20 protein-coding genes are annotated in these 25,610 nt (G+C 63.6%); 6 read left to right on the top strand and 14 right to left on the bottom strand.

Annotation, left to right across the window (positions count from 1 at the left end; all coding sequences use genetic code 11):
* Nucleotides 1-88: 88 nt before the first annotated feature.
* The 4 genes from ACSQ8R_RS05240 (at nucleotide 89) to ACSQ8R_RS05225 (ending at nucleotide 3,933) form a co-directional block, all read left to right on the top strand.
* Nucleotides 89-982: an NAD(P)/FAD-dependent oxidoreductase gene (locus ACSQ8R_RS05240; protein WP_436255382.1), complete on the top strand. Its 894-nt coding sequence runs from the start codon at nucleotides 89-91 to the stop codon at nucleotides 980-982.
* Between the two features lie 21 nt (nucleotides 983-1,003).
* Nucleotides 1,004-1,477: a methyltransferase family protein gene (locus ACSQ8R_RS05235; protein ID WP_436252410.1), complete on the top strand. Its 474-nt coding sequence runs from the start codon at nucleotides 1,004-1,006 to the stop codon at nucleotides 1,475-1,477.
* 560 nt (nucleotides 1,478-2,037) lie between these two features.
* Nucleotides 2,038-2,208 (top strand): hypothetical protein, encoded by a 171-nt coding sequence (locus tag ACSQ8R_RS05230; RefSeq protein ID WP_436252409.1) that lies wholly within the window; start codon nucleotides 2,038-2,040, stop codon nucleotides 2,206-2,208.
* A 3-nt stretch (nucleotides 2,209-2,211) separates the two neighbouring features.
* The gene (locus ACSQ8R_RS05225; RefSeq protein ID WP_436252408.1) at nucleotides 2,212-3,933 is read left to right on the top strand and encodes a hypothetical protein; all 1,722 of its coding nucleotides are present in this window, start codon (nucleotides 2,212-2,214) and stop codon (nucleotides 3,931-3,933) included.
* Nucleotides 3,934-3,970: 37 nt separating this feature from the next.
* On the opposite strand, the gene ACSQ8R_RS05220 is transcribed toward ACSQ8R_RS05225, so the two are convergent.
* The 13 genes from ACSQ8R_RS05220 to ACSQ8R_RS05160 all read right to left on the bottom strand — a co-directional run bounded on the left by ACSQ8R_RS05220 (nucleotide 3,971) and on the right by ACSQ8R_RS05160 (nucleotide 20,015).
* Nucleotides 3,971-4,879, bottom strand: coding sequence for a glycosyltransferase family 2 protein (locus ACSQ8R_RS05220; RefSeq protein WP_436252407.1), 909 nt, complete (start codon nucleotides 4,877-4,879; stop codon nucleotides 3,971-3,973).
* A gap of 17 nt (nucleotides 4,880-4,896) precedes the next feature.
* Complete coding sequence (locus ACSQ8R_RS05215) at nucleotides 4,897-5,493, bottom strand: putative colanic acid biosynthesis acetyltransferase (protein ID WP_436252406.1); 597 nt, start codon at nucleotides 5,491-5,493, stop codon at nucleotides 4,897-4,899.
* A complete protein-coding gene (locus ACSQ8R_RS05210; protein WP_436252405.1) occupies nucleotides 5,480-6,655 on the bottom strand; it encodes a glycosyltransferase in 1,176 nt (391 codons plus the stop codon). The genes ACSQ8R_RS05215 and ACSQ8R_RS05210 overlap by 14 nt, the downstream gene beginning before the upstream one ends.
* Nucleotides 6,652-7,758, bottom strand: coding sequence for a glycosyltransferase family 4 protein (locus ACSQ8R_RS05205; RefSeq protein WP_436252404.1), 1,107 nt, complete (start codon nucleotides 7,756-7,758; stop codon nucleotides 6,652-6,654). Before ACSQ8R_RS05205 ends, ACSQ8R_RS05210 begins: the two co-directional genes overlap by 4 nt.
* The gene (locus ACSQ8R_RS05200) at nucleotides 7,755-8,792 is read right to left on the bottom strand and encodes a CgeB family protein (RefSeq protein WP_436252403.1); all 1,038 of its coding nucleotides are present in this window, start codon (nucleotides 8,790-8,792) and stop codon (nucleotides 7,755-7,757) included. The genes ACSQ8R_RS05205 and ACSQ8R_RS05200 overlap by 4 nt, the downstream gene beginning before the upstream one ends.
* Entirely contained in the window at nucleotides 8,789-10,405 is a 1,617-nt protein-coding gene (locus tag ACSQ8R_RS05195) for a hypothetical protein (protein WP_436252402.1), read from the bottom strand. Before ACSQ8R_RS05195 ends, ACSQ8R_RS05200 begins: the two co-directional genes overlap by 4 nt.
* The gene (locus ACSQ8R_RS05190) at nucleotides 10,402-11,937 is read right to left on the bottom strand and encodes a lipopolysaccharide biosynthesis protein (protein WP_436252401.1); all 1,536 of its coding nucleotides are present in this window, start codon (nucleotides 11,935-11,937) and stop codon (nucleotides 10,402-10,404) included. The genes ACSQ8R_RS05195 and ACSQ8R_RS05190 overlap by 4 nt, the downstream gene beginning before the upstream one ends.
* Nucleotides 11,938-11,955: 18 nt before the next feature.
* Entirely contained in the window at nucleotides 11,956-12,858 is a 903-nt protein-coding gene (locus ACSQ8R_RS05185; RefSeq protein ID WP_436252400.1) for a hypothetical protein, read from the bottom strand.
* Nucleotides 12,855-14,162, bottom strand: coding sequence for a WcaI family glycosyltransferase (locus ACSQ8R_RS05180; RefSeq protein ID WP_436252399.1), 1,308 nt, complete (start codon nucleotides 14,160-14,162; stop codon nucleotides 12,855-12,857). The genes ACSQ8R_RS05185 and ACSQ8R_RS05180 overlap by 4 nt, the downstream gene beginning before the upstream one ends.
* Nucleotides 14,162-15,133, bottom strand: a complete 972-nt coding sequence (fcl, locus tag ACSQ8R_RS05175; RefSeq protein ID WP_436252398.1) for a GDP-L-fucose synthase — start codon at nucleotides 15,131-15,133, stop codon at nucleotides 14,162-14,164. Before fcl ends, ACSQ8R_RS05180 begins: the two co-directional genes overlap by 1 nt.
* Complete coding sequence (gmd, locus tag ACSQ8R_RS05170) at nucleotides 15,126-16,232, bottom strand: GDP-mannose 4,6-dehydratase (RefSeq protein WP_436252397.1); 1,107 nt, start codon at nucleotides 16,230-16,232, stop codon at nucleotides 15,126-15,128. Before gmd ends, fcl begins: the two co-directional genes overlap by 8 nt.
* A 255-nt stretch (nucleotides 16,233-16,487) precedes the next feature.
* Complete coding sequence (locus ACSQ8R_RS05165) at nucleotides 16,488-18,764, bottom strand: Wzz/FepE/Etk N-terminal domain-containing protein (RefSeq protein WP_436252396.1); 2,277 nt, start codon at nucleotides 18,762-18,764, stop codon at nucleotides 16,488-16,490.
* Nucleotides 18,765-18,830: 66 nt separating this feature from the next.
* On the bottom strand, nucleotides 18,831-20,015 hold the full coding sequence (locus ACSQ8R_RS05160; RefSeq protein WP_436252395.1) for a polysaccharide biosynthesis/export family protein: 1,185 nt from the start codon (nucleotides 20,013-20,015) through the stop codon (nucleotides 18,831-18,833).
* A 333-nt stretch (nucleotides 20,016-20,348) separates the two neighbouring features.
* On the opposite strand from ACSQ8R_RS05160, the gene ACSQ8R_RS05155 reads away from it, so the two are divergent.
* A complete protein-coding gene (locus ACSQ8R_RS05155; protein ID WP_436252394.1) occupies nucleotides 20,349-21,134 on the top strand; it encodes a metallophosphoesterase family protein in 786 nt (261 codons plus the stop codon).
* A gap of 177 nt (nucleotides 21,135-21,311) precedes the next feature.
* On the top strand, nucleotides 21,312-22,160 hold the full coding sequence (locus tag ACSQ8R_RS05150) for a DUF6030 family protein (RefSeq protein WP_436252393.1): 849 nt from the start codon (nucleotides 21,312-21,314) through the stop codon (nucleotides 22,158-22,160).
* On the opposite strand, the gene ACSQ8R_RS05145 is transcribed toward ACSQ8R_RS05150, so the two are convergent.
* On the bottom strand, nucleotides 22,157-25,609 hold the full coding sequence (locus tag ACSQ8R_RS05145; protein ID WP_436252392.1) for an AAA family ATPase: 3,453 nt from the start codon (nucleotides 25,607-25,609) through the stop codon (nucleotides 22,157-22,159). The genes ACSQ8R_RS05150 and ACSQ8R_RS05145 overlap by 4 nt on opposite strands.
* Nucleotide 25,610 lies beyond the last annotated feature (1 nt).

Genomic DNA, 25,610 nt, shown 5'->3' with positions numbered 1-25,610 from the left:
CGCGCTTTCCACCCTCGGCGTCCCCCGTGCCCAGGCCGCGACCACGCCCAACTCAACGCACTCGATCCGCAACCCGGAGTCTACCACCATGGATAATGTCATCATCATCGGCGGCAGCTTTGCCGGCCTCGCAGCCGCTCTGCAGCTCGGCCGTGCCCGCCGCAAGGTCACCGTTCTCGATACCGGCCTGCCGCGCAATCGCTTCGCAGGCCGCTCGCACGGAGTGCTCGGCCACGATCACAAGCCACCATCGGCCATCCTGACCGAGGCGCGGCAGCAACTGGCGCGCTATCCTGCGATCAGAATGGTCAATGCCCGCGCCGACAGCATCTCAGGTACCCTCGACAATTTCTCCGTCCTCACTGGCGATGGCGAAACCCTTAGCGCGCGCCGCCTGATCCTGAGCTATGGCGTTGTCGACAAGATGCCTGCTGTTCCGGGATTTGCCGAAAGCTGGGGCACATCCGTCATCCCATGCCCCTATTGTGACGGCTTCGAAGTCGCCGGCCAGCATTGGGGCCTCGTCTGGTCCGGCCCGCAGTCGATGAATCAGGTCAGGCTGTTCCACGATTGGACCGACAGGCTGACGGTCTTTGCCGATGGTCACGACATCGCACCCGACATCCGGGCCGATCTGGCGGGCAGAAAGGTACCAGTCGTTGATGGCCGGATCACCGGGATCGCCCGTCACGGGGACCACAATGCCACGATCAAGCTCGATATCGGCCCGGATGTCGCAGTCGATATCCTGTTCGCGCATCCGCGCAACACGCCGTCCGCAAGCTTGCATGAATCACTCGGCCTTGACACAGTCAATACGCCAACCGGCATCGCTATCAAGACCGACGAGCGCCGCGAAACCAGCGTACCCGGCATCTATGCCGCTGGCGATCTCGCCAATCCTGGGATCCCGTCCGTCACCACCGCCACATGGCAAGGCGCGATGGCTGGCATCTTCGCCCAGCAGTCGATGCTGGTTTGAAGGCACAGATTGGAGATGAGCATGGCCGTCGAACCGGACAGCGCGGGTGTACGCTTCCCTCCGCCCTTCGTCTATCTGGGAGCGCTACTGTTGGGGCTGGCGGCGGAGCGGTTCGTCACCCTGCGCTCTTTCGGAATCGACTGGCGGTTGCTGGTCGCGACGGGCGCGCTGCTGTTCGTTGCCGGCGCGGCGATGATGCTTGCGGCGGCGGGGCTGTTCCGGCGGCTGGGCACCAACGTTCCACCGTCGCGGCCAACGACCCTCATCGCAACGACCGGTCCTTATCGGTGGACCCGCAATCCCATGTATCTCGGCATGGCGCTGATCTATGCCGGCCTTGCGATCGGCTTCGACGGGCCGATCGCCTTCGCCTTGCTCCCGTTGGTGCTGTTCGTCATCCAGACACAGGTGATCGCCCGCGAGGAGCGCTATCTCGAAGCGAAGTTCGGCGACGACTACCGCCGCTACAAGGCCGAGGTTCGCCGCTGGCTCTGACTATTCCGCCGCTGCCGCCTGCGAGGCCGTTGCAACACGTCACCTTCGACCTGCCACACTGCATTTTTCACTAAGCCGTTGGAAAAAGGGAGAACGGTTGGGCTCTCATCGCCCACCATCTCCCAATTTTCTTCTCATGTCATTTCGGCTTTTTCGCCAAATCCGAACGCCGCGCATTCCGGTTTTCGCCCGGACATGGGCAGTCCCGCTCGATTTTCCTGGCTATCGCGGGGAAGAACATCTGCCGTCAGCGCGACGGCTCGCTCCATTCCGGCCGCTCGATAGCATCCGATCCGTGAGGCATATCAGGTATTTCACTGCCGGGCGCTTCCGCGTGCCATCGATCATTCATCGAATCTTTTCCGTCATTTCGTCCCCGCTCCTCAACCCGTTCCTAAAATCGGGTCCTGAAACGCCGCCTGCGGATAATCGCCTAGCGGTTCGGAGCCCGAGGAGACAGGCATGGGAAAACAGCACTTCAGACACGGGATCGCCGCGGCGGACGCCGGATATGCTCGAATCGGCAGGAGCCGGATGGCCGGCGTTCGCGGCGGGAGAGGATGATGCTGGAGCTCGGACTTTCCCTGACAGGCTCTGGCGCCTTTCCCATCGGCGGCGGTGAGCCGCCCGAGGAGGACGGGTTCATCCTGACGGATGCAGACGGCAATGCGCTTGCCGACGCGCAAGACAATCAACTCACGATCAGCCAACTCACCGGTCCGGAGGACTGAACGATGCCATCGCGCCAGATTCCGAAACTCTACATTCCTTCCGATGCCACCGAGACGGCGATCCGGGCCGTGCATGCGGCGGCGGTCGCGACAGGCGGCGGGGGCACCATTCTGCTGCCGGATGCGGTAATCACGCTCACGGAACCGCTCCCGGTCGCCTCCGGCATTGGTTACCAGGGGGTGCAGCCGGTGCTCGACTATCTCCACGACACCGTGCCGGACAGCGGATGGGGTTTCATCGGCGGCACCGTGCTTGCCGGCGACGGGTCGTTTCCGGCTTTTGCCGCCAATGATGCCGATCTCGGTTCGCCGAATGCCGGCATCACCGACGACTGCATTACCGGCTGGCATTGCGCGCATATCGGTTTTACCGGGTTCACGCGGGCGATCAGCATCGGCGCGGTCAACAATATCGGCTTGCAGTTTTCCACCATCCACGATCTCTTCATCCGCGACTGCGGCGACTGGGGCCTGTTCCTCGCCAACTTCATGCATACGGATGTCTCGCGCATCTGGACGCATCTCTGTGACAACGGCCAGTACTACGGCGCCCTGCTGCCGGCCTCGACGCTGATGCCCGGAAATAGCCGCTTCGATTCGCTCTTCAACATCATCCCCGCAGACGGCCGGGACAACCGGCTCTGCCGTGGCATCGTGTTCGAAGCGGGCGGCAGTGGTGCGCATCTGAACGAGATCTATGCCGACCGCATCCAGAACAACGCCTTCAACCGGGCCGAGCTTCTGGTGAACGCGACATTCTCGAACGGCTCGGCGAATATTACCGTTCCGGACGGGCCCAAGTTCCGTCCGCGCATGCCGATCACTTTCACGGGCAGCAATTACGGGGTGACGGCGGGGCGAGCCTATATCGTCCAGTCGGTGAGCGGCAACACGATCCAGATCGGAGCCGCATTCACCTCCCCGGCCCTGACCGCGTCCGGCAGCGGCTCGCTGACGCTCTCGTCCTGGGGCATGCCCTGTGTCGAGCTGAGTTCCCGCAACGAGGGCGCGTTCGTCTCCAATTCGCGATTTCTCGGCGTGGACGCGGAGGGCGGCTCCGGGGCGGGTGTCTATGTCGAGAACGCGCAGGGCTGCGACCTCAACATTTCCGAGGTGCCCGGCGACCGGAATGCCGACATCGTCGGGCGTAGCGCGGGCTTCAGCCGGTTCTATAGTGGCAACACGGCGATCACCGATTTCGACAACGCTTCAGCCACCAGCCAATTCCACGGCGCTCGCGGAATTGGTCGTCATGCTATGCTTTCAGGCCTCTGGACCGATCAGACCCGCAACGGGTTGGCGGCATTCAACATTCGCGGCGATGCCGGGGAAAACCAGGGTGACCTGGAAGTCAGAGGCGGCAACAGCTTCATCTATCCCAGGTTCGGGATGGGGATGAAATCGACGCTCAAGACTGCGAACACGACACTTCATCCACTGGATGCTGGTCTCGTCACGTTCGACGCCTCATCGGCGCTCGTGTGTACCCTGCCCGCGATCACGAATTCATCGGACGCGTCCTCGCTGGTGGGGTTGCCGTTTCATATCGTCAACTCCGGATCGGCAGATCTGACGGTCAATACCAGCAGCGAGCAGCTCTTCAACAAGGCGGCAGCCAAGACCAGCTATACGTTGAATGCCGGCAAGAGCCTGCTGGTGGTTGCCGCCGAAGGAGCGAGCTCGACGCTCTTCTGGGCCGCCTTTCCAAGCGTAGGCGTCGCGTAACCGTAAAATCCTGCCCATGCTCGACCGGCCTGCCCCGCTACAGCGGCAGACCGGTCAGCCTTGCCAGCTCCGCGCGCTTTTCCTCTGTCGTCACCAGCAAACGGATCGACCGGTCGAATTCCAGGACCTTCGCGCCGACGAGGAAACGGTACCAGTAACCTTGCAGCACATGGTAGATCAGCCCTTCGCGGCCATCGAGGAAACCGAGCTGGCCGACATAGCGGAACAAGAAGAAACCGAGCGCGGCGACAGGGAACGGGAGTCGGTTATAGATGCGTTCTTTGATGCGACGCTTGGTGGTTGCCTGTTGTGAGGACGCTTCTCTCCACAGCCCCAAGTCTTCGGGAAACAGCCCGTAACGCCGACCGAGAACGTCGGCCGCCTCTCGGGTTGCATAGCCGTTATGCTTGCCCGTGAAGAAGCCGAGATCGTTGAGATTGTGATCCGAAAACGGCGCATTGAAGAGCACCGTACGTCCCCTCACGACGATGTGCTCGTCCATCCAGCGGTCTTCGACACGCCCCTGTCCCCGCCGCCAGATCCGGGTGAGGATGAGCGGATAGCGACCGCCATGGCGAATCCAGCGTCCCAGAAAAATGTGTTTTCTTTTCAGGTTCACGCCTGCGACATCGGCGGCAAGAGAGGGGAGCTTCTCGGCGATCTCGACCGCGAGTTCGGGTTCGATCACCTCATCCGCGTCGAGCCGCATGATCCAATCGGCGGCGATCGGCAGATTGTCGAGCCCCCATTGGAACTGCTTGGAATAATTGATCCACGGGTTGCTAAGCACGGTTGCACCCAACGACCGGGCGATCTCGACCGTCTTGTCGGTGGAGAAACAATCGATGACGAAGACCTGCGAGGCGAATGGCGCGACGCTTTTCAGCGCGCGAGCGATATGGAGCTCTTCGTTATAGGTGAGGATGAGGACGGCGAGGCTGGCCATTCGAGGACGTATCCCGATCAGGAGTTCAATCGCGCTGGAAAGATGTCGGGCCCGTCCTGCTCAAAGCGCCGCCGCAGTTTCCGGGCGGGATTGCCGGCATAGATCGTCCAAGGTTCGAGATTGCGAAACGTGACGGCGCGGGCGCCGAGCACGGCCCCCTCCCCGACGGTGACGCCCGGTCCGACGAATGCTTCCGCGGCGATCCAGGCATTCGCGCCGACCACGATCGGCATGGTGACGAGCTGGAAATCGGCGTGATCGACATCATGCGTGCCGGTGCACAGATGTGCGCCCTGGGAGACTGTTGCGTGGATGCCAAGTTCGATGCGGTCCATGCAGTAGCAGGTCACATCCCTTCCGAGACAGGAATACGCGCTCATGGCAAGGTTCGGCGGATACCAGACCTCGACGCCGGGATAGATCCGCGCCCTGCGGTCGATCCGGGCTCCGAAACGGCGCAGCAGGAACCGGCGCCAGGCAAACAGTGGCACCGGCGTCCAGCGGCCGAAAAGGTTCCAGACGAGGTTCCAAGCGAGCCGGAACAACCGATGTCGCGCCGGAAAACTTGGGGCTCCCAGCCGAGGATTGGACGCCTTCGCGTCAAGCGGCTTCATCAAGGCCTCGTGCGGAGATGGAGTGCAGAATGGCGATGAGATCGCGCGCCGCCGCCTCGATGCGGAAATGCCGTTCGAAGCCCGCGCGGGCCTGGGCGCGCATGGCGCTTTTGCCGTCGTCGGAGAGCGAGAACCATGACCGGAGCAGGCTTTCGATGCCCTCCGCTGTGTCGGCACCGACAAGGCCGCCGCCGCTCGCCTTCACTTCACGCCAAATATTGACCTTGTCGGTCAGCAGGACCGGCGTTTCGCAGGCCATGGCTTCCGCGACGACGATGCCGAAATTCTCCTGATGCGACGGCAGGACAAAGGCCTCGGCGGCCCGGAAGGCACCCCACTTTGCATCACCTGCCAGCATGCCCGACCAATGAATACGATCGCTCATGCCTGCCTTCACGGCTTGCGCCAGCAGTTTCGGCCTCAGCCCGGATTGATCCGGTCCGACCATCACCAGGTCGATATCAGGCTGGATCGCGGCGATCTTCGCGAAGGCTTCAACAAGAAGATCGCAGCCCTTCTTTGCGTGGAAACGGCTGAGGAACAGCAGGAACCGCCTGCCCTTCAATTCCGGCAGAAGCCGGTGGAATGCGGCAAGCTGGCTCTCCACGCCGGCTGGCGGATCGGCGGTGCCGAAGGCGACGACACGCTCCGTGTAACCATGCCCCCGGAAAATGCCGCGCGCCCGGCGGCGCTCTTCTTCGCAGGTGAAGAGCACCGCCGCTGCATCCCGGAGAACCCTGCCCTGCCAGGCAAGCCAGAACGCCTGCTTGGCAATGTGTTTGAGGGGATGGGTTTCGCGGAACCATGGATCCATCATGCCGTGGGCGAAGACGACATAAGGCAGGCCTGCCCGCCGCAGGGCCAGCCATCCGCCGACGCAAGCATGGTTCCACAGCCCGTGGATGACCGCGGCATCGAAACGATGGGCGTTCGCGGCGATCCAGCGTGCCAAGTCCGGCGTGTAACCGTATCTCCGGGTCCACCCTCCGCAGGCATGAACGGGAAAGGGAAACTCTCCCGCATGAGGCGCCGAAGGCTTGTCGAGCGTGACGACTTCCACCGCATGGCCCAGACGCGCCATTTGCAGGCCGGTCAGCCGCAGCGCTTCGATCGGGCCTCCGGTTTCGGGATCGGCGCTCGCAATGATGTTGAGGACCCTCATGGCAGCTCCGCGATGATTTTTCCGAGATTTCCCTTGAAATGTTCCATGAGATAGCCGGAGCGGACTTTTTCCGCCCCCGCCTCTCCCATTGCCGCTGCCATGTCCGGAAGGGCGAGAAGCACCGCCATTTTCCCGGCAAGCGTTTCGATATCCCACGGGTTCACGGCAAACCCGTCGATACCCTCGCGAACGATCTCCGCCGCGGCATCCTCGGTGCCGCAGATCACCGGCAGGCCGTGCAGCCAGGCTTCCAGGAAAACGATCCCAAAGCCTTCCTTGGACGAGGGCATCGCGAAAAGAGAGGCCTGGGCGTAGATCCCGGCCAGGCCTGCATCCGATACGCGGCCCAGGAATTCGACCCTGTCTTCGACCGCAAGCTCACGGGCCAACGACGCCAGTTCCGGCTTGAGCGGCCCCTCGCCGACGACCTGGAGGATGCACTCCACATTCCGGCGCTTGAGCAGAGCCACCGCCTTGATCAGGGCGTCGATATTCTTGCCACGGTCATGCCGATCCAGCCGAGCGACCGTCAGAATGTTGCGCCCGCTCTTTCCGGGCTGCCGGTCGATGTCGTCGACTGCGTTCGGAAAGAGCCTGAACGTCTCGGCGGGAAGCGTGAACGCCTTGCGCATCCGGTTTGCAGTGAAGGCGCTGACGGAGGCGATGCGATTGAGCGCTCTCGCCATGAGCGGTTCATAAAACCGCATGCGGCGATAGGCAGGGTCGTTCCAGACCTCGTCGCCATGGACGAAAAGCACGAGTTTGATCCTCGGAGCGACCAGCTTGCAGATGAGCCCGACGGGCAGAAGGTTGATATGCCCGAGAAACAGGATGCGGCAGTCACGGCAAGCGGTAGCGGAGCGAAGGATGAAGGCGAGGCGCCGAGAGCCGAAGGCGCGGATTGCGGCCGACGTGGTTTCCGGAATGTCGGCAGGACCATCGCGCATGATATGTACGACCGGCCGCTTCCAGCCCTTGTCGGCGGAAATCTCCGCCAGGGCAGCGACAACTCTTCGATTGAAGCTCTGGATACCGCCTATCCGGCCATAGGTGTCCAGGGCCAGGAACAGAATGCCGCGATTGTGAGCCTCCGCCTTCCTCATCGCGCGCCGCCTTGCGTTATCTCAGCGGCCTGCTCGACGATCCGGCGGGCCAGGACCTCGTTGTAGGTCCCGTTGACGAACGTCCGCCGGTGCCCGGCATCGGCGATCGTTTGGCGCCGGCCGTCGTCCGCCAGAAGCCGTTTGCAAGCCTCTGCGCAGTCATCGGCTCCGTCGAAGAAGACGGCTTCCTCACCCTCCCTGTAAAGCTGTTGATGATGCGGAGTGCGGGGAGCGCACATGGCCGTGCCGATGGCGGGAATCTCGGCGGAGCGCGTCGTGTGCAGATCGGCATTTTGGCCGTTCAGCAGAACCAGAGCGATCTTCGCGCCGGCAACTTCCCGGGTATAGTCGGGCCCTTCAAGATAACCGGATCCGATAACCCGGCGGAGCAGCCGGTATTCCGGCGCTCTGTTCCAGCGCGGGCCGTGGATCGTCAGCGGCACGCCCTTCTCGATCAGCCGCGCCATAAAGGCGCCGCGTCCTGGCATCCATGTCCCGACGAATATGACATCGGACGACCCGCGTCCCTTCTCCTCCAGCGGTGGCGAGAGAGGGCGGTGCACGACCTCGTCCGCACACTGCCAGATCGTGTCGATCCGCCTTGCACCTCTCCTCGCCATCATCGCCTCGATGCCGTCACGGCGCACGGTGACGACCAGATCGTAGTGCGGAAGGGCGCGGTGAAGGATGCTCCAGCGGAAGCGCTCCGGAGACGGGTCCAGATAGGGATTGTCGGCGTTGTAGTTGACGATGATCGGTGCCGTCTTGCGGATGACGTCCAGGGCGGCCGGTCCGACCACGTCGCCGCAATCCACCAGGGCGAGATCGAGGCGCCGGTCGCCGATCCGCCTGCCGAGCCCGTTTGCCACGAGGCGATCGATGCCGAGGCCGCCGGTCCTGTTCAGCCACAGCGCCCAATGGGGCGGCAGGTGGGAATAGGGCGACAGGTGCAGAACATCGACCCCGATGCGCCTGAACGCCGTTGCCCGCTGCAGGCTGGTCCCCGATTCTGCGCCGACATAGAGGAGCCTCATCTCAGCCTCACGCCCCTCGTCAGCCAGAACATCAGGACGTAGAGCAGTACGATCTGCGGCAGCGCGCGGACGAGGTTGCCGGCCTGGACCGCGACGGATTCGTCCATGAGGCCGTTCATGAAGAAGCGGACGATGCAGATGCAGGCCAGAGCCGAAAACAGCACATGTCCGTTCCGTATCCGGATCGCGAGCGCGTCGCCGACAGTGAAATTCGCGAGGGCGAAGATGGCGAACACGACCAGATAAAAAGCGCCGAGGACAATGAAGCCATCCGCGACCGACGAGCCGGTGCGGTAACCTCCCAGTTCATCGCCGTTGACGAGAAAGTTGTAATAATCGCCGGACGAGAAGGCGTTGCCGGATTTATCCAGTTCCGGCGCGAAAAGGTTCAGAACCGGCGTCGGAAACAGCAACAACAGCTGCTTGATGGCGTTCTCACGCGCAAGCCCTTCGCCGGTCTGCGACAGCGAAAGCCCGAGCGCGACGTTCCGATCGATGTATTTGGTGGATACGAATCGCGCCAGAAGCGGGTTGTCGATGTAGATTTCGTTATAGCCGCCCCCGGTCGATATCCGCTCCATCTCCCGCCGGGACAGCAGCGCCTCGCCGTCGAAATATGTGCCGATGGTCGATAAGACGAGATCTTGCGACGAGATTTCGGAACGTTCGTCACGGGCGATGACCATGGCGGTCGCGAGATCCGAGAGGATGCCGGCCGGGATGGGGCTGAGCAGGACGGCGACCGCGAGCCAGATCATCCGCCGCCTGGTCAGGATGAAGCGCCCGATCACCAGCGCGACGAAGAGACAGATCAACACGGTCAGGACGGCAACCGCGAAAACGCCGCGGCTGTTGCGCGCCAGCGCGATATAGAGGGCCAGGGCGCAGTAGGCGGCCAGCGCGAGCCAGTTGACCGAGCGTTTCCGGTCAGGCGGGTCGATGAGGTAGCCGGCAACCGGGATCAGGAAGGGGGCGACCGAGAGGTGTGACAGGCCGGCGAGCAGCTTGAAGGCGATATCGCCGAAATTGTCCTCGCCCCAGCGGTCGGCATGCGTATACCAGGAGGCGAACGATCCGAGCAGCCCCATCCACCATAACTGCCGGTTTGTCGGGGCGAGATAGAGGCCGAGCGGCGTCAAGATTTTTCGACGGATCGTGACGGTGATCGCCTGCATGACCCGCGACTGCGTATAGAACCAGTGCAGCGCCACCGCCCATAACTGCAGAAGTGCCAGGACGGAAAAGGTGGTTGCCGGTGCTTCGAGGTTGAAGGTGAGCGGTTTCCAGGCGAATGTCTGGACGATCAGGGCGGCCAGGCTCGAATGGACCTGAAAGCCGAGCACCATCAGCGTCGAGATCGGGCACCCTTCGATCCGTCTCGGCTTGGTGCAGTAGGACAATACCAGGATGCCGATCAGTCCGGCTGAAACGGCACTGAACATGTTGGCCGCATCGGGCGATATGACCAACTGGATTGCCGTACAGAGCAGGACTGCAATCGCTACGCTCCAGCGCGCGTGGGTGACGCAGCGGGAATTGCCGCGAGCTTGCCGGTGTACCGAGCACCTGCCGAATACCGCATCGCCGCCCGCCGGCTCTCCGCTCCCCATCATGGCCCGTCTCCCGCAAGAGCGGCACGCTTCCGGGCGAGGTTTGGAAAATGATGCGAGAGAGTGATCCGCAGGCTGGCTGGCAAGGACCGATAGGCCATCCGCGCCGCCAGCAGCGAGCCCATCGCGGCCGGAATGGATGCCCAGCCGCCCGATTGAGGCCAGACCGCAAGGGCGAACAGTCCGACGATGGCCGAGATGCCGCCGCAAACGGATGCGGCGAAGGCATGGATTGGTATGCGCAACCGCAGCTTTCGGAGCACGGCGCCGGCGGCCGCCGCGTAGATCAGAAAACCGGCGATCTCGGCCGCCAGAAGCGACAAGCCGGCGCCCGGCAGCCCCCATCGGCTCAAGGTCAGATAACAACCGATCACCGTGATCAGCAGGGACATGCCGCTCGCGACGACCTGCGGCAGCAGGGTATTGGTTCCCCGGACGACCGGAACCAGCGGCTGGGCGAAACCGTAGACGATGATGCAAGCGCAGAGCGAGCCAAACAGCAGCGGGTCCAGGTGGAGGTTGCCGCGGGTCCACCACAGGAAAAGGCCCGGCGCCACCCACTGGAGCAGAATGCAGGAGGGCCCGATGACGACCAGCACGAAAATCCAGCTTAGAGTGACCGCGGCTTCCGCCGGCTCGTTCTGCCGGTCCCTCAGATAATGCAGAAGCTCGGGTTCGACCGGGGCTGCCAGAGCGTTGATACCCTGCGTCGCGATATTCGACAGCGTCCGGGTCGCACTGAACGCACCGAGAAGGCCAACGCCGGCGAGCGGCGCGATCAGCAGCCGGATGCCCTGCTGGTTTCCGATTGCAAGCAATTCGCGGAGCGACACGAACAGGCTCCGCACGAGGTTCGACCAGCCCCTGCGCAGATCCGGCACTGCAAAGCCGATTTCTTCGCGCCGCCAGAGGCGAAAACAGTCGATATGAATGGCGATATTGACGGCCACGTTGGCGACTGACGAGAGGATCACGGCGTCGAGGACGTTACCGCCGGAAAGGACTGCCGCGAGGGCCGCGAGGTTGACGACGACCAGCAGCGCAAACCGCCACCACGCCATTCTCGCGTAATAGCCGAAGGGGACGAGCGCCCGGCCGAGGATGCCGCCCACGGAGCTGGTCACGAGCCAGGTGAGCGCATAGACGATCATCGAGGCTGTAAGCTCGTCCATCAGCTCTGCAGGAACGAACTCACCGAACACCGTGTCGGCCAGTCCGAAGGTCGGCACAGCCGTCCAGAAGCACAGGAGCGCGCTTCCAAGGAGAAGGGCGATGGGGATGGACGAGGCGAAGTCGCGCCTGACGGCGTCCCTGGTGGCGAGACGTTGGAACTCGTAACCGAGGTAGTTCTGATGACCGAGGTCGAAGACGACAGACAGGGAATGGAGCGTCTGCAGCAGGATCCAGAGCCCGAACTGCTGCGCCGACCACCAGCCGAGCATGATCGGCACGCCGATCACCTGGATCAGGATATTGCCGGCGAGGAACGCCCCATTGGCGATCGAGCCCGAGATTAGCCGTACTGACACACTCATCGAAAACGCGACCTACGGCTACACGGTTGACCTTCTCAATAATTTCCGCGCGACGATGCGGACGTCCGTTGCACGGTCGGCAAGCATGTTTTCCAGGAAATCGACAAAACCGAGCGGTGCGGTTTCCTGGCTCGGGTTCATGAAAGAAGAGGCAAAGGCGGGCTGCCTGCCGGGAAAGCGGATCGCCTTTGGCCAGAACAGCGGTGTGACGGGATGAAGGTAGGAATGGGCGGGCGTCCATCCCAGCCATTTCAGCCGGAACCATTTTTGCGCATTCACCTGATGCGCGTGGCCCCAGCTGGTGATCTTTTCCCACATCTCGGCGTCGCTCATGACGTAGCCGTAGTGGTAACATGGCGCATCGATAAGAATTGTCGCAGCCGGGGTGGTCTTTCGGGCCGTATCGAAGCGAACGCCGCTTTTGCAGCGGATCGCGAACCCCGCGTTGACATCCCTGATCGAGCCGTCGCCGCTGGTCAGCACCAGCTCGGGCGTTTTCCAGAAATTATGCCATGGGGTCAGTATCCGGTCATGCCTGCGGTCCGTCGCCATGAATTTGAGCAGCGTTTCCCAGCCGCTGTCCGGATAGAACTCGTCGGCGTCCTGGATGACCAGCCAATCGAAACCTTCGGCAATCGCCCGGTCGAGGCAGTCGTTGCGGGTGTCCTCCTCGGTCTCGAAGTCGCTGCAGATCACCTCGATCTCGCAACTCACGCCTTTTGAGCGGGCGAAGGCGATCACTTCATCCACCGTGTCCCTGGTCGTCGGATTTGTCCTCGTGGCGCGAGAACCGGGGGCATAGGCCCAGGGACGCTCGGGCCGGACGATGAAGATCTTGTCGACGAAACGGCCACAGTTCTCGACGACGTGCGGCAGAAAACGATCGACATTGTAGGCGAGGACGTGACCGGCGACCCTCATGACTCACCGCTGTCGATGAGCTGCCTGATAGCGATGATGGCCGGCCGTTTCGACAGGCTCTGCACGAGAGCATACTGGGAATGCGGCTGCCATTCGTCCCGTTCGGACATCGCGCGGACAATACAGGCCGCCAGTTTTTCCGGATCGTTCGGCGGCGTCAGATAGACGGCATCCTCGACGAACCGCGCAAGTTCCGTTCCCGCGTCGGCGGTGACAAGGACAGGCCGTCCGGAAGCAAGCATGCCGCCGAGTTTCGACGGCAGTGTCAGGTCGGCGGCGCTCCTGTCCTGCGGCAGCACGTGCAGATCCGGCATGTTGAGGAACGCATTCAGTCGGGAATAGGGCTGAAAGGCCAGGAAACGGAGATTGTCGAGATGGCCGTAACGGGCTTCGAGTTCCGGCTTCTGCGGCCCCTCGCCGGAGATCACGAAATGAATGCGCCGCTCGTCCTTGAGACGCTCGGCCGCATCGAGCAGCACGTTCAGGCCCTGCTTGGCGCCGATACTGCCCGAATAGAGGACGACGAAATCGTCGCGGCCGAAGCCAAGTTCCGAGCGATAAGGGCTGACGTCTTCCATGGGGTGGATATGCGCAAGATCCACCCAGTTGCGGACGACGGACAGTTTTGCGTTCGGAACGCCTTTCCGGGCGAGGCTTTCCGCCATGCGGTTGGAAATGGTGACCAGCCGGTCGAACCTGGCAAGCACGCCGCGCTCGAAAACGTGGCCGACCGTCTTCAGCCAGGCCCTGGAGCTCAAATGCCCGACCGCGAACGCGGCATCCACCTCGAGGTCGTGAACATGCAGCACGGTCCGCGCGCCGACGCATTTGGCGGCGAGTTGCGCGACGGGAGCGGCAAACAGCGTCGGCTCGACGCAGAAGACGGTGACCGGGCGGCGGCGCAGGATCTGCCAGAAGACCAAAGGCGCCGAGCTCAGCGCGAAGGAGAGCGGCGCCAGCAGCCTCCAGATGCCGCCCATCTTCCGCCTGAGCATCAACGGCGCCCGCAATACCCGGACACGGCCCTCGATCTTCGAGGAATAGCGGTTCCGATATCCGGGCTGGACCGCCCAGCCGGGATAATGAGGCGGCGTCGTCACCACCGTGACGTCCATGCCCTCGGCGGCGAGATATTCGGCGATTTCACCGGTATATTTGCCGACGCCCGCCGTTTCCGGCGCATAGTTCATCGCATAAACGACCACGCTTTTTCGTGGCGACGTGGCGGCTGCCGTGGCCAGCCCCGGTGCAGCGTCGAACGTTTGTTCGCATTCGTCGCTGAGGGGCTGGGCGGCGGCTGTCATCAGGCAGCGTCTCCGCGTTTGCGCTCAAGGTACTCGCCCTTGAGGAAGGCTTGGTAGGCATCCGTTATGCCTTGCTCCAGCCCGATCCTCGGCGACCAGCCGAGCGCCCTGAGCTTGGCCGCGCTCATCAGCTTGCGCGGCGTGCCGTCCGGCTTGGTGAGATCATGAGAGATATCCCCCTGGAAACCGACGACCTTGGACACCAGTTCGGCGAGCTCCAGGATGGTAACGTCCTCGCCGGACCCGACATTGACATGGGTCTCGGCCGAATAGGTCTTCATCAGGTGGACGCAGGCGTCGGCGCAGTCATCGACATGCAGGAATTCGCGGCGCGGCGTGCCGGTGCCCCATACGGTGATGTCCGGAAGGCGGCCGGTCTTCGCCTCATGCGCCTTGCGGATCAGCGCCGGCATCACATGGCTGGACTTCAGGTCGAAATTGTCGCCGGGGCCGTAAAGATTGGTCGGCATGGCAGAAATGAAATCGCTGCCGTGCTGCTTGCGATAGGCCTGGCAGAGCTTGATGCCGGCGATCTTGGCGATCGCATACCATTCGTTGGTCGGCTCCAGCGAGCCGGTCAAAAGCGATTCCTCGACGATCGGCTGGTCGGCGAATTTGGGATAGATGCAGGAAGAGCCGAGGAACATCAGCTTTTCGACGCCGACCTTGTGGGCGGCCTCGATGATATTCGCCTCGAGGATGAGGTTGTCGTATAGGAAATCGGCCGGATAGGTGTCGTTGGCAAGGATGCCGCCGACCTTGGCGGCCGCCAGGAACACTGCGTCCGGGCGGTTCTTCTCCATCCATGCCTCGACGTCCGCCTGGCGCGTGAGATCGGCATCGCCGCGCGTCGCCGTCAGGATCTCGCAGCCTTCCGCGGCCAGACGGCGGACGATCGCCGAGCCGACCATGCCGCGATGTCCCGCGACATAGACCTTCTTCCCCGCAAGGCTGTAGATCGTCTCAGGCATGGGAGAGACCCTTGTTGCCGCCAGCGGTCGGCACGTTGCGCGCCATCACCTTCAGGTCCTCGCGGACCATTTCGGCGATCAGCTGGTCGAGGTTGGTCTCATGCTTCCAGCCGAGCTTCCGGTGCGCCTTGGTGGGGTCGCCGATCAGGAGGTCGACTTCCGTCGGGCGGAAATAGCGCGGGTCGATCGCCACGACGCATTCGCCCGATGTCGTGTCGTAGCCCTTCTCATCGACGCCCTCGCCCCGCCACTCGATCGGCATGCCGACCTTGGCAAAGGACTTTTCGACGAAGGAGCGCACCGTATGGGTCTCGCCGGTCGCGAGCACATAGTCGTCCGGCTCGTCCTGCTGCGTCATCAGCCACATGCCGCGCACGTATTCGCGGGCATGACCCCAGTCGCGCTTGGCGTCGAGGTTGCCGAGAAAGAGGCGTTCCTGGAGACCGAGATGGATGGCGGCGGCGGCGCGGGTGATCTTACGGGTGACGAAGGTTTCGCCGCGGATCGGGCTCTCGTGGTTGAACAGGATGCCGTTCGAGGCATGCAGGCCATAGGCCTCGCGGTAGTTCACGACGATCCAGTAGGCGTAGAGCTTGGCGACCGCATAGGGCGAACGCGGATAGAAGGGCGTCGTCTCGCTCTGCGGCACTTCCTGTACCTTCCCATAGAGTTCCGAGGTCGAGGCCTGGTAGAAACGGGTCTTCTTGGAGAGGCCGAGGAGACGGATCGCCTCCAGCAGACGCAACGTGCCGGTGCCGTCGGCATTGGCGGTATATTCCGGCGTCTCGAACGAGACCTGCACGTGGCTCTGGGCGGCGAGATTGTAGATTTCGTCCGGCTGGGCTTCCTGCACGACGCGGATGAGGTTGGTCGAATCCGTCATGTCGCCGAAATGCAGGATGAAGCGCGGGTCCGCCACATGCGGATCCTCGTAGAGATGCTCGATGCGGTTGGTGTTGAACGAGGAGGAGCGCCGTTTGATGCCGTGGACGGTGTAGCCCTTGGACAGCAGCAGTTCCGCAAGGTAAGCGCCGTCCTGGCCCGTCACCCCGGTGATCAATGCTACCTTACCGTTGCTCTTCACATTTCCAGTCATCATATCCCCCTAACGAAACCCGTCAGTCTTTAAGTGAAACGTGCACGTCTACGTGCAATGTGCCAGTCGCAAGCACTGGGAACACCATTGTGATGTCCCCCGGAATGCGGCGAATCCGAGACATACAGTGATTCGTAGCATCCCGGGCTTATGCCAAACATTGCGATCAAACGCTTCAGAAAAGATCGTCGGCTGTTGCTGGGCTCCTCAATCCTCGTTTTCATTCTGTTTGCGGCATCGACGGAAACCGGCACCGGATCAGGATGCGCCGTCATGATAATAGTGCGAGTAGCGCGATGCATAATAATCCGAGGAACCATATCCCTCATAAAGCTTCATCCTGGCGGCATCGACCTTGTTGAGGATTACGCCGAGGCAACGGCCGGCGACCTGCGGTTCGGCACTCAGCATATCCTTGACGGCCTTTCGGGATGTCACGCCCCATTCGACGACCATGATGAAGCCATCGACGCGTGGGGCGATAGCCCTCGCATCGACGACGGGGCCAAGCGGCGGCAGGTCGAGAACGATATAGTCAAATTCACCTGTCACCTGTGCCAGCAGCCTGCCCATCGCAGCCGATGCCAGCAGCTCCGATGAATGAGGTATCCGTCGCTTTACGACCGCCGGGAGAAATCTCAGGCCGGTATCGGGATCGGTCAACATCGCGGAGGCAGGCGCACGGCCTTCCAGCAGAACGTCGAGCAACCCCTCTTGCGCATGCGGACCCAGCGTTCTGGTGGCACCCGGATTGCGAAGATCCGCATCGATCAGCAGCGCCCTGGCACTCCCGGCCAGCGTGCGGGCGAAATTCATGGCGATCGTCGATTTACCCTCGCCCGGCAGCATCGAGACGATGCCGATGACCTTGTGGGCCCTGTCGATATGGACGTCCGCCGCGATCCGGGCGCTGCGCAACGTTTCGGCAAAGGCGGAAGACGGATGCTCCAGCGCAAAGGACGACACCCCGTTTTTCCTCCAGACCTCTCCCTTCACCGGCTCGGCGGACGGCCTCGTGTCCGGGGGCGGCTCCACGAGCGGCACTGACCCGAGATATTCCAAACCCAGAACGTCCCTCACCTGCTGGCCGCCGCGGAAGAACCGGTCCCTGAACTCGCGGAATGCTCCGAGAACTGCGCCCGCGCCGCAGCCAAGCGCGAGGCAGAGCGCCAGGACCAGCGACGGCCGCGGCTCGCTGGCAGCCGTCGGCGGCATGGCACGGGAAATGATCCTCGCCTCCGTGACGGGAAAAGACTGCTGCTGCAACGCCTCCTGATAGCGCTGCAGAAACGTCTGGTAGAGGTTCCGGTAGGTTTCGGCGGCCCGCTCCAGCTCCCGCAACTGCACCTGCGTTTCCCCTGCGGTGGCGCTGATGTCGGTGGCGTTGCGCACCCCCTGCGTAATCTGGCGCTCGCGCGACCGGGCGACTTCGAGTTCGCTTTGATAGCTCCTGGCGATCCGCCTGAGTTCGTCGAACATCAGCCGCTCATATTCAGCCATATCCTGGCGAAGGCGGGCCGCCTGAACATGGTCCGGCCCCAGCCGCCTGGATATCTCGGCCTCCCGCTTCGACGACTCCAGGTATTTTTCTCGCAACGAACCGATCACGGAACTGTCCAGCGCGTCGGTGACGATCGCGTCCCTCTCGCCGCTCGCGATGATCGCCTCGATGCGGTCGGAGCGTGCCTGAGCTCGGGTCGTATCGGCGCGCGCTGCCGTCAGGGCGCTGTTCATTTCGCTGAGCTGCTGGTCGGAGACCAGCTTGTCATTGGCAACGACGAGGCCGTTTTCGGCGCGAAATCTCTGGACCGCCAGATCGGATTCCAGCGAGCGCTGCCGCAGTTCCCCGATGCGCTCCTCCAGCCAGTTGCCCGCCCGCCGGGTGGCATCGTATTTCGCATCCAGCTTGTCGGTCAGATAGGCATCCGCGATCGCGCCGGCGACGGCTGCGGCAAGCCCGGGCGATGTCGCCGTGAAAGAAATTTCCAGGACATAGGAACGTCCGACGCGCGAGACCCTCATATTGTCGAGGAGCATGGCGAGCGCCCGACGGCGATTTGCCTCGATCTGATCGGCACGTGACCGGCTATCCCCTCGCAGCCATTGCCCGATATGGAGCATCGACCGCAAATCGGAAGCCGCCGCGAGCATAAGGTTGCGGCGGCCGGCCATGAATTGTGGATCGTCCTGCAGCTTCAGCCTGTCGACCGCCGACAGGCCTATCGTCTCCGAGCGCAACAGCTCGACCTGGCTGAGAACCGACGCCTCGTCATCCATGACCCCGCCGATCGTCGACAATTGCTCGACGACCTGCCGGTTGCCGCGGTCGATCAGCACGCTGGTCCTGGCGGTATATCGGGGCACGGCAGTGAGGAGGTATCCGATGCCAAGCGCCACCGACACCGCGACGCAGAGGCCGACGACCCGCCACTGCCGCCGGACGATGGCGATCAGGCCATCCAAGTCCAGTTCCGGAGCTTCCTCGTCGCGGGGCTCCTGCTGGTGGCGAGCGGGAAAAACGGGCCGCTGGTTCATCGTATTACCCCGCCGAGGTGCGCCAGGCTCCGAACCGACCCGGGGCGGCCGCACGCGGCCTGAATGTCAGTCGCGCCAGGCATCATGACTACTCGCGATATCCCGGGTGGAGGCGGTGACCGAATTGAGGATGGCAAGGAATTTCACAAGCTCGACGGCATCGGCCGTCGATACATAGATCACATCCTTGTCCTGCATCGGAAATTGCTGGACGGCGAAGAATGCGGCGGGATCCCGCAAATTGGCGCGGAAGATCACCGGCACGTCTCCGGCTCCGAACCGGCTGACGTCGAGGCCGATATTGCGCAGGAAATCGCGGTCGGCAATCCGGTAAAGCAGGACCGATTGCGGCTCGGCCTTGTCGTCGAGCAACCCGCCGGCCTTCGCCAAGGCTTCCCCGAGCGACAGATTGGGACCGTCGAAATCGAAGCGTCCACTTTCGCCCGTCAGCCCGAAGGCCAGGAAGGTCCGGCGGTTGCGATCGACGAAGATCGTGTCGCCCGGCTGCACATAAATATTCTCCTGCGGGCGCTCGCTCAGCGTCCTGTAGGCAACGGTGACGCTACGGCCCCGACGCTGGAGCGTCACCGTCGCCTCCTCCTTGGGGACGCTCAAGCCGCCGGCCTCGGAAATGACATCGATGATGCGTTCGCCGGCCGGGCTGAGTTCGATCTTCTTCGCCTGCTTGACGTCGCCAAGCACGGACGCCCCCATCGAACGGCTGATCACCGTCGAGATGACCACCTGGGGCTCGATGGCGCGGTTGGCCAACCGGTCGGCGATATCGAGCTGCACGGCATCGACCGGACGACCGGCGGCCTTGACCTTGTTCGCGTATGGGACGCTCAATGTGCCGTCACGACCGATCGTCTGGTTCGGAAGCGTGATGTAATTGCCCGGGCGGGCGCCGGCATCGGCGGGAATGAACAGGCCGCCGCTCTGCGCCTCGAAGACGGAGACCTGAACGACGTCGCCAACACCGAGCATGACCGGCGGCGGCATGTTGCTTCCACCGTTGAAACCCGTGCTCAAGCTCGGGCTTTCGGACTTCGGCAGACCGGCCAGGACGGCCTTGTTGATGTCGACGAGCGCATAGTCGATGCCGGCCCTGTTGCCGGCGGCGGAAAAGGCCTTTACGGTTGCATTGGCTTCAACGGCGTGGGGATCCGGACCGGACCTCGGCAGTGCCGTGCAGCCGGACGAAAACGCAATAGTAGCAAGTGTTAAAACAGCACCCAAAGAACTACGCATACGCCCCGCCATACAACCCAAAGTATGGTATCGGTTTAGCCGATGAGCGGACCCCGTGATTCTAAGGGGAAAGCCGGGGGCGAATCAAAAATCTCCAAGCTGTGGCAAATCAACAACATGGCTGGTTAATCATTTGCTATCCACAGAATACGGATCCTTCGCCGCCGGCGCTGCCGATGGACCTGGCCGCCTGCGGAATTGTCCCGCAGATGGCGGTGACATCGCCAATTTCCGTGTCCAGAAGTCCGGCGCTTCGGACGTTGTTAACACTCGTTCGGGCATCCACTTCTCATTGGCGGCGGGATCATACATATCAGGCGGATGGCGGTAAGCATGCGAAAGTTGACGGACTGGGTTTGGAGACGCCGGCCGGCCAGGCCGACCCGGCCTAGCCGCCGCCGGATCGATCTCGGCCATAGCCCGCCCCCCTATCCGATCTATGCGGTCGGCGATGTACATGGCTGCATCGACCTGCTTCGGGATGCCGAGGCGCGCATCGCTCACGACATCGAAGAGAACCGACGTCCCGGCATGGTCATCCTGCTCGGCGACTATGTCGATCGGGGACCGGCTTCGAGCCACGTCATCGAGCACCTGATCAGGCCGAGCGAGCACGGCCTGAGGCGGATAGCGCTCTGCGGCAACCATGACGATATTTTCCTGAGGTTCGTGGACGACCCGGAACGTTATTCCGAATGGTTGGGAATGGGCGGCGAACAGACGCTGCTGTCCTATGGCATGGACCCATACCAGTTCGGCGCGCGCGGCAGGAAGCGCGACGCCAGGTTCGGCGACCTGCTGATGGAAACCGTGCCGGTGCCGCACAGGAAATTCCTCGCCAATCTTCCGGCCAGCCTGACGATCGGCAAGCTCGTCTTCGTCCATGCGGGCCTGAAGCCGGGAATACCGCTCAAACAGCAGACCGAGGAAGACATGCTTTGGATCCGCGATGCCTTTCTTGCGACCGGACCGCAGCTGCCGCTTCTCGTCATCCACGGACATACGCCGCAGCCGGAACCGGATTTCGGACCCGGCCGGATCGGCATCGATACGGGCGCCTATTACTCCGGCAGGCTCACGGTCCTCAAGATCGACCGCGGCCGCTTCTCGTTCCTTTAAAAGGCGGAGAATATCCGGCGAGCCAAAGCCGACACCGCTGGCACGCCAGAGGCTTGCAGTGCCCCGCGATCGGCATAAGCTTCCGCTCATCGCATAGTGACTGAGCGGTATAAGGCTGGTCCAGGCTATGTTGTGGAGGGGGCCGGACGCGGGCCGTCCTCGATCGGAAACGGAGCCATGCCGGAAGAGGACAAGGCAGATAGACAGACACCAGCCGATCGCCGCCGCAGGCAGCGTCCGGCGGTTCTGGTTTTCGGCTTTTTCCTTGCGGTCGTGCTGGCCGCCCTCGCGACGACCGTGCTCGTCGTCAACAACGGCCGGAACTACAAGCGGCTGGTCCGGCAATTCGCGCTGGAGCAATACCTTCTTCCCGCCCCACCGGCGCCACCCCTGCGGGTCGGCAGGCACAAATCGCTACCGCCGGCGAAACATTATCCGTCCTGGCTTCTCAAGGCCGGGCTCGAGCGGATTGCCGTGTTCGAGAAGACCGAGGCACTTTCTGCCGAAGACCGCTGCGAGCTATTGCGGGACGACAGCGGCACCGCACCCACCTTCACCCGTTCGGGCGACGAGTGGGAATGCCTGTTCTTCGAGGAATTCGGGAATGCGCCGGAACCGGCTGCGCTGTTCATCCAGGCCCGCGGCACGGAGCCCGACATCGTCAGCGGCTTTCGCATCAAGGTCAGTCTGACGGATCCGGCGACGGAGCTTGCGGTGCTCAGCAAAGCGATCGGGGCCACCGAGCGTTTCGGCCTGCCGATGACGCCGGAGACGCGCAGCTACCTGATCGAGAAACTGGCGGGACGCACCGAGTTCAGTTCGATCGTCGAAAACTACCGGATGACGTTCAGCCCGGAGATCACCGACGCGCGGCGCTACAATCTGCTGATCCTGCCGCGCCGCCAGACGGCCGGTTGCGGCGAACGCCCGTCACCCCCGCCGGACAGGTGGACGACGCCGATCTATCGCATGCCGGTCGCCTGCCTGGCGCTGCGCAGCCTGTCCCAGCCGCAGTCCGCTTCTTAGCCCCGCTCCAGCTGGACGAGATCGAGCTCGTCCCCCAGTTCCCGGCGCGCGGTCTCGACCAGGCTCATCTGGTGGGTAAAGAGGACCGTCTGGAATTTTTCGCCGGCCGCCGCCAGCGTCCGGATGCCGGCGGTGGTCCGCTCGTCGTCGAAGGTCTGGAAAATGTCGTCGAGGATCAGCGGCGCCGGCTCGTTGCGGCTGCAATAGTCCTCCAGGAAGGCGAGCCGCAGCGCCAGATAGAGCTGATCGCCGGTGCCTTCGCTCAAGCCGTCAAGCCTCACCTGCTCGCCGGTTTTCCGTTCGACCGCGAGCTGCAGCTCGTCGCGCTCGTCGTAAACCTGGACGAGGCGCGAGAAGCGGCCGCCGGTGAGATCGGCAAACACCTGCCCTGCCCGCTGCATGACCGGATCGGCCTGGCGTTCGCGATAGGCTTCCATAGAGCTCGCCAACAGACCGGCGGCGAGCTTCAGCACCACCCAGCGCCGCGCCAGTTCCCTGGCTTCCGCCTCGGCGCCAAGCTTCTGGAAGACGGCGCGCTCGGCGCCGATGCCGGTTTCCAGGTCTCGCCTTCGCCGCTCGCTGTCGGCCTGGGCAATGCCGAGCATCTTCATCCGCTCGACCTGGCGGGCATCCTCCGCATCGAGCCGCTCGATTTCCAGGCCGGCGGGGATCCTGTCGAACCCGACAAGCGCAGCGCGTGCCTCGTCCTCGGTCGCACCGTCCGCCTGTTCGGCAAAGCGGCTGCGGCATTGCGCGAGGCTCGCTTCCAGCCGGCTACGGTCTCGAAGGTCACGCAGAAGGCCATCGGCCTCCCCGATATCCTTGGATGCGGCGGAGGCGAGCCCCCGCAGGTCCGTCACAAGTCTTTCCGCGTCGGCCGCGTGGCGGGCCACGGCGAGTTCGGCGCGCTCCAGCGCTGTCGCGAGTGTGGCCTGCTGGTTTGCGGCGGTCTTTGCATCCGTCGCGCGGTCATTCAGCATGCCTGCCGCGGCATCGGCGGGCAGCGAGACCAGACCCGGCGCCACCGCGGCGGCGAGCGCCTTCACCTCCGCTTCGAAATCCTCCATGTCCCGCGCCATGCCCTTGACGCGGCGGTCCCGGTTTTCCCGTTCGGAGAGAAGATCGGGAACGGTGCGCCAGACATCCAGCGCCGCGAGAGCCATGTCGGCCGTCGCGTCTTCCGAAAGGCCAGCCAGGACTGCGGCATTGGAGAATGCGGAGCGCCAGCGTTCGATATCCCGGCGCAAACCGGTTTCACGCTCCTCCAGCTTTTCCAGCGCCTCCTCGGCGGAATGGCGTTTGCCTTCCAGCGACCGGCTCTCGGTCCAGCGCTCGGTCAGTTCCCCGATCCGGCGTTCCAGCCCGCGGGCAAGCGCCAGCGGCGGAAGTGCGGAGGCGGCGAGACCAATCGCATCGGCCAGCGCCAGCAATGCCGGCTTGAGCTTTTCCTCCCGGAGGCGAAGCGCCTCCAGCCCGTCGCGCGCCTCGTTCAATGCACCCGACAGCAGCGAAAGTCCATCGACGGCACGTCGCCATTCGATCATCCGCTCCGGCGCGGACGGCGCAACCGGGGCTGCGTGGAAAAGGTCCTCGAATTCGGTGACCGCGTCGGCGGCTGCAATGCCGCTTTCCTTCGCGGCAATCTCGGCAGCGCCGAGCGCCTGTTGCAGTTCCCGCTGCCGCAAGGTGAGCTGGGCATGGCGCGAGACACGTTCGGCATCGGCGAGCGCCGTATCGGCCAACCGGTCCGCATCCTCCACGGCGATCTTCAGTTCGCCGAGTTTCTCGGCCGACGGCTTTGCTCCGAGCGCATCGATCTTCTCGTCGCGGCCGGCTCTTGCCGCTGCGATATCCTCGCGGGAGACGATCCGCCCCTGCCCTTCCAGCGCCGCAAGCTGGCTGGTGATCGCCTTGGCCTCGTCGCGGATGCCCGTAAGCTTCTGGGCCGCTTGGCCGCTCTCGGCTTTGGCTGCGTCGATCAGCCGGCGATGGTGCGTGAGCGTCGCGATGTCCGGCAGCGGCGCCGAGAGAAGACGGTCGATATCCTTGACCGGCGGGTCGAGGCGCGCGGCAGCGGCAGCGAGTTCACTTTCCGCACGGGCGACGCGCACCTGCAGGGTTTCGACGCCGGAGAGCTCGTTGATATCGGGGCGCAGCGCGGCAAGCTGTTCCGCCCAGGGTTTCGGGTCGATCAACCGGCCATCCGGACCGTGGTCTCCGAGCCGCCGCAAAACATCCTGCACGTCCTCGATCTGCTGGCGAAGCTGCTTCAGGCCGCGGTCGAGCTCACTGCCCTCCTCGACGAGCCTGCGGAGGCGCACGAGATCGGCGTCGGCCGGCTGGGCACGCTGAAGCTCTTCGAACCTGGCAAAGCCGAGCCGGCGCGCCGCCTGGGCGATGCGCTGGTCGAAATCGTCCACCTCGCCGCGCACCCGGGCGATATCTTCCCGCGCCTTCAGATAGGCGCCCTTGTCCGCGTGGGCGGCCAGGATCCTGGGCGCAGCTGCGATCAGTGCGTCATCGACATGCACGGCGCCGATCTCGTCGCGGAGACGCGATACCTCGGCCTCCGCCGCCCTGAGCGCTTCGGCGTTCCTGCGCTCCGCCTCCAGAGCCCCTGCCAGCCGCTCCTCGAAACCGACCGGCAGCGCAGCCAGCGCCTCATATTGCGTCAGCATTTCCCGCTCGCGGTCGATCTCCCGCAGCACCGGTTCCAGCCGGAGCAGTTTCCGCAAGCGATCGAGGGCGCGCTTGGTTTCCTGCCGCTCTGCCTGCACCGCGGCAAGGCCAGCGTCTATCTCGGCTTGTTCGGCGAGCAGCTTCTTCCAGTCGCCGGCTTTCAGTTCGTTGTCGCGTTCGGCCTTGCGCGCCTCGTCGTGACTGTCGAGCACCTGATAAAACAGCCGGTCCTTGGAACGACGGGGCGCATAAATGCCGTCGGCCTCCGCGTCGAACGACTTGCGAAGGTCCGAAAGCCCCGTCAGGCCGGAGGCAGCGGAAAACAGCAGGCTGCCGATCTCTCCGCCGCTCTTCAGCATCGTTTCGCCGCCAGCCCTCAGAGAGGCGGAATCGAGCCCGAAGGCGCGTTCGAACACGTCGCGGGACAAGGTGCCGAGGAATGGCGCCAGGGTGTCCTCGGCCAAGGCCTCTTCCGCCTCGTTGGCAGCCAGCAGCGTGTTCTTGCGGCCGCGGCGGCGGCGGAATTCGAGCGTCTGGCCGTCGCGTGCGGTGATCGCGGCACCAACGCGAAGTGCGGTCGGGTCGTGCAGGAAACTGTATTCGGCGGCGGTCGGGAACCCGAACAGCAGATCGGAGATCGCCGACAGCGCGGAGGACTTGCCGGCCTCGTTGGGTCCGTAGATCACGTGCAGCCTGGCATCCGGGCGGAAGGTCAGCACGCGGTCGGTGAGCGCGCCATAGCGCAGAATGTCGAGGCGGTTGAAACGCATG

Source organism: Neorhizobium sp. LjRoot104 (assembly GCF_964253725.1).
Classification (GTDB): Bacteria; Pseudomonadota; Alphaproteobacteria; order Rhizobiales; family Rhizobiaceae; genus Neorhizobium.
This window is presented reverse-complemented; position numbering and strand designations above follow the sequence as displayed.

Excerpts from the sequence above, each read along its gene's own strand:
- ACSQ8R_RS05235 (WP_436252410.1), top strand. The coding sequence starts at position 1,004 with ATGGCCGTCGAACCGGACAGCGCGGGTGTACGCTTCCCTCCGCCCTTC.
- fcl (WP_436252398.1), bottom strand. The coding sequence starts at position 15,133 with ATGCCTGAGACGATCTACAGCCTTGCGGGGAAGAAGGTCTATGTCGCG.
- ACSQ8R_RS05155 (WP_436252394.1), top strand. The coding sequence starts at position 20,349 with ATGCGAAAGTTGACGGACTGGGTTTGGAGACGCCGGCCGGCCAGGCCG.
- ACSQ8R_RS05180 (WP_436252399.1), bottom strand. The coding sequence starts at position 14,162 with ATGACAGCCGCCGCCCAGCCCCTCAGCGACGAATGCGAACAAACGTTC.
- ACSQ8R_RS05225 (WP_436252408.1), top strand. The coding sequence starts at position 2,212 with ATGCCATCGCGCCAGATTCCGAAACTCTACATTCCTTCCGATGCCACC.
- ACSQ8R_RS05165 (WP_436252396.1), bottom strand. The coding sequence starts at position 18,764 with ATGAACCAGCGGCCCGTTTTTCCCGCTCGCCACCAGCAGGAGCCCCGC.
- ACSQ8R_RS05145 (WP_436252392.1), bottom strand. The coding sequence starts at position 25,609 with ATGCGTTTCAACCGCCTCGACATTCTGCGCTATGGCGCGCTCACCGAC.
- ACSQ8R_RS05150 (WP_436252393.1), top strand. The coding sequence starts at position 21,312 with ATGCCGGAAGAGGACAAGGCAGATAGACAGACACCAGCCGATCGCCGC.
- ACSQ8R_RS05185 (WP_436252400.1), bottom strand. The coding sequence starts at position 12,858 with ATGAGGGTCGCCGGTCACGTCCTCGCCTACAATGTCGATCGTTTTCTG.
- ACSQ8R_RS05205 (WP_436252404.1), bottom strand. The coding sequence starts at position 7,758 with ATGAGGAAGGCGGAGGCTCACAATCGCGGCATTCTGTTCCTGGCCCTG.
- ACSQ8R_RS05200 (WP_436252403.1), bottom strand. The coding sequence starts at position 8,792 with ATGAGGCTCCTCTATGTCGGCGCAGAATCGGGGACCAGCCTGCAGCGG.
- ACSQ8R_RS05220 (WP_436252407.1), bottom strand. The coding sequence starts at position 4,879 with ATGGCCAGCCTCGCCGTCCTCATCCTCACCTATAACGAAGAGCTCCAT.
- ACSQ8R_RS05210 (WP_436252405.1), bottom strand. The coding sequence starts at position 6,655 with ATGAGGGTCCTCAACATCATTGCGAGCGCCGATCCCGAAACCGGAGGC.
- ACSQ8R_RS05240 (WP_436255382.1), top strand. The coding sequence starts at position 89 with ATGGATAATGTCATCATCATCGGCGGCAGCTTTGCCGGCCTCGCAGCC.
- ACSQ8R_RS05195 (WP_436252402.1), bottom strand. The coding sequence starts at position 10,405 with ATGATGGGGAGCGGAGAGCCGGCGGGCGGCGATGCGGTATTCGGCAGG.
- gmd (WP_436252397.1), bottom strand. The coding sequence starts at position 16,232 with ATGATGACTGGAAATGTGAAGAGCAACGGTAAGGTAGCATTGATCACC.
- ACSQ8R_RS05230 (WP_436252409.1), top strand. The coding sequence starts at position 2,038 with ATGATGCTGGAGCTCGGACTTTCCCTGACAGGCTCTGGCGCCTTTCCC.
- ACSQ8R_RS05215 (WP_436252406.1), bottom strand. The coding sequence starts at position 5,493 with ATGAAGCCGCTTGACGCGAAGGCGTCCAATCCTCGGCTGGGAGCCCCA.
- ACSQ8R_RS05160 (WP_436252395.1), bottom strand. The coding sequence starts at position 20,015 with ATGCGTAGTTCTTTGGGTGCTGTTTTAACACTTGCTACTATTGCGTTT.
- ACSQ8R_RS05190 (WP_436252401.1), bottom strand. The coding sequence starts at position 11,937 with ATGAGTGTGTCAGTACGGCTAATCTCGGGCTCGATCGCCAATGGGGCG.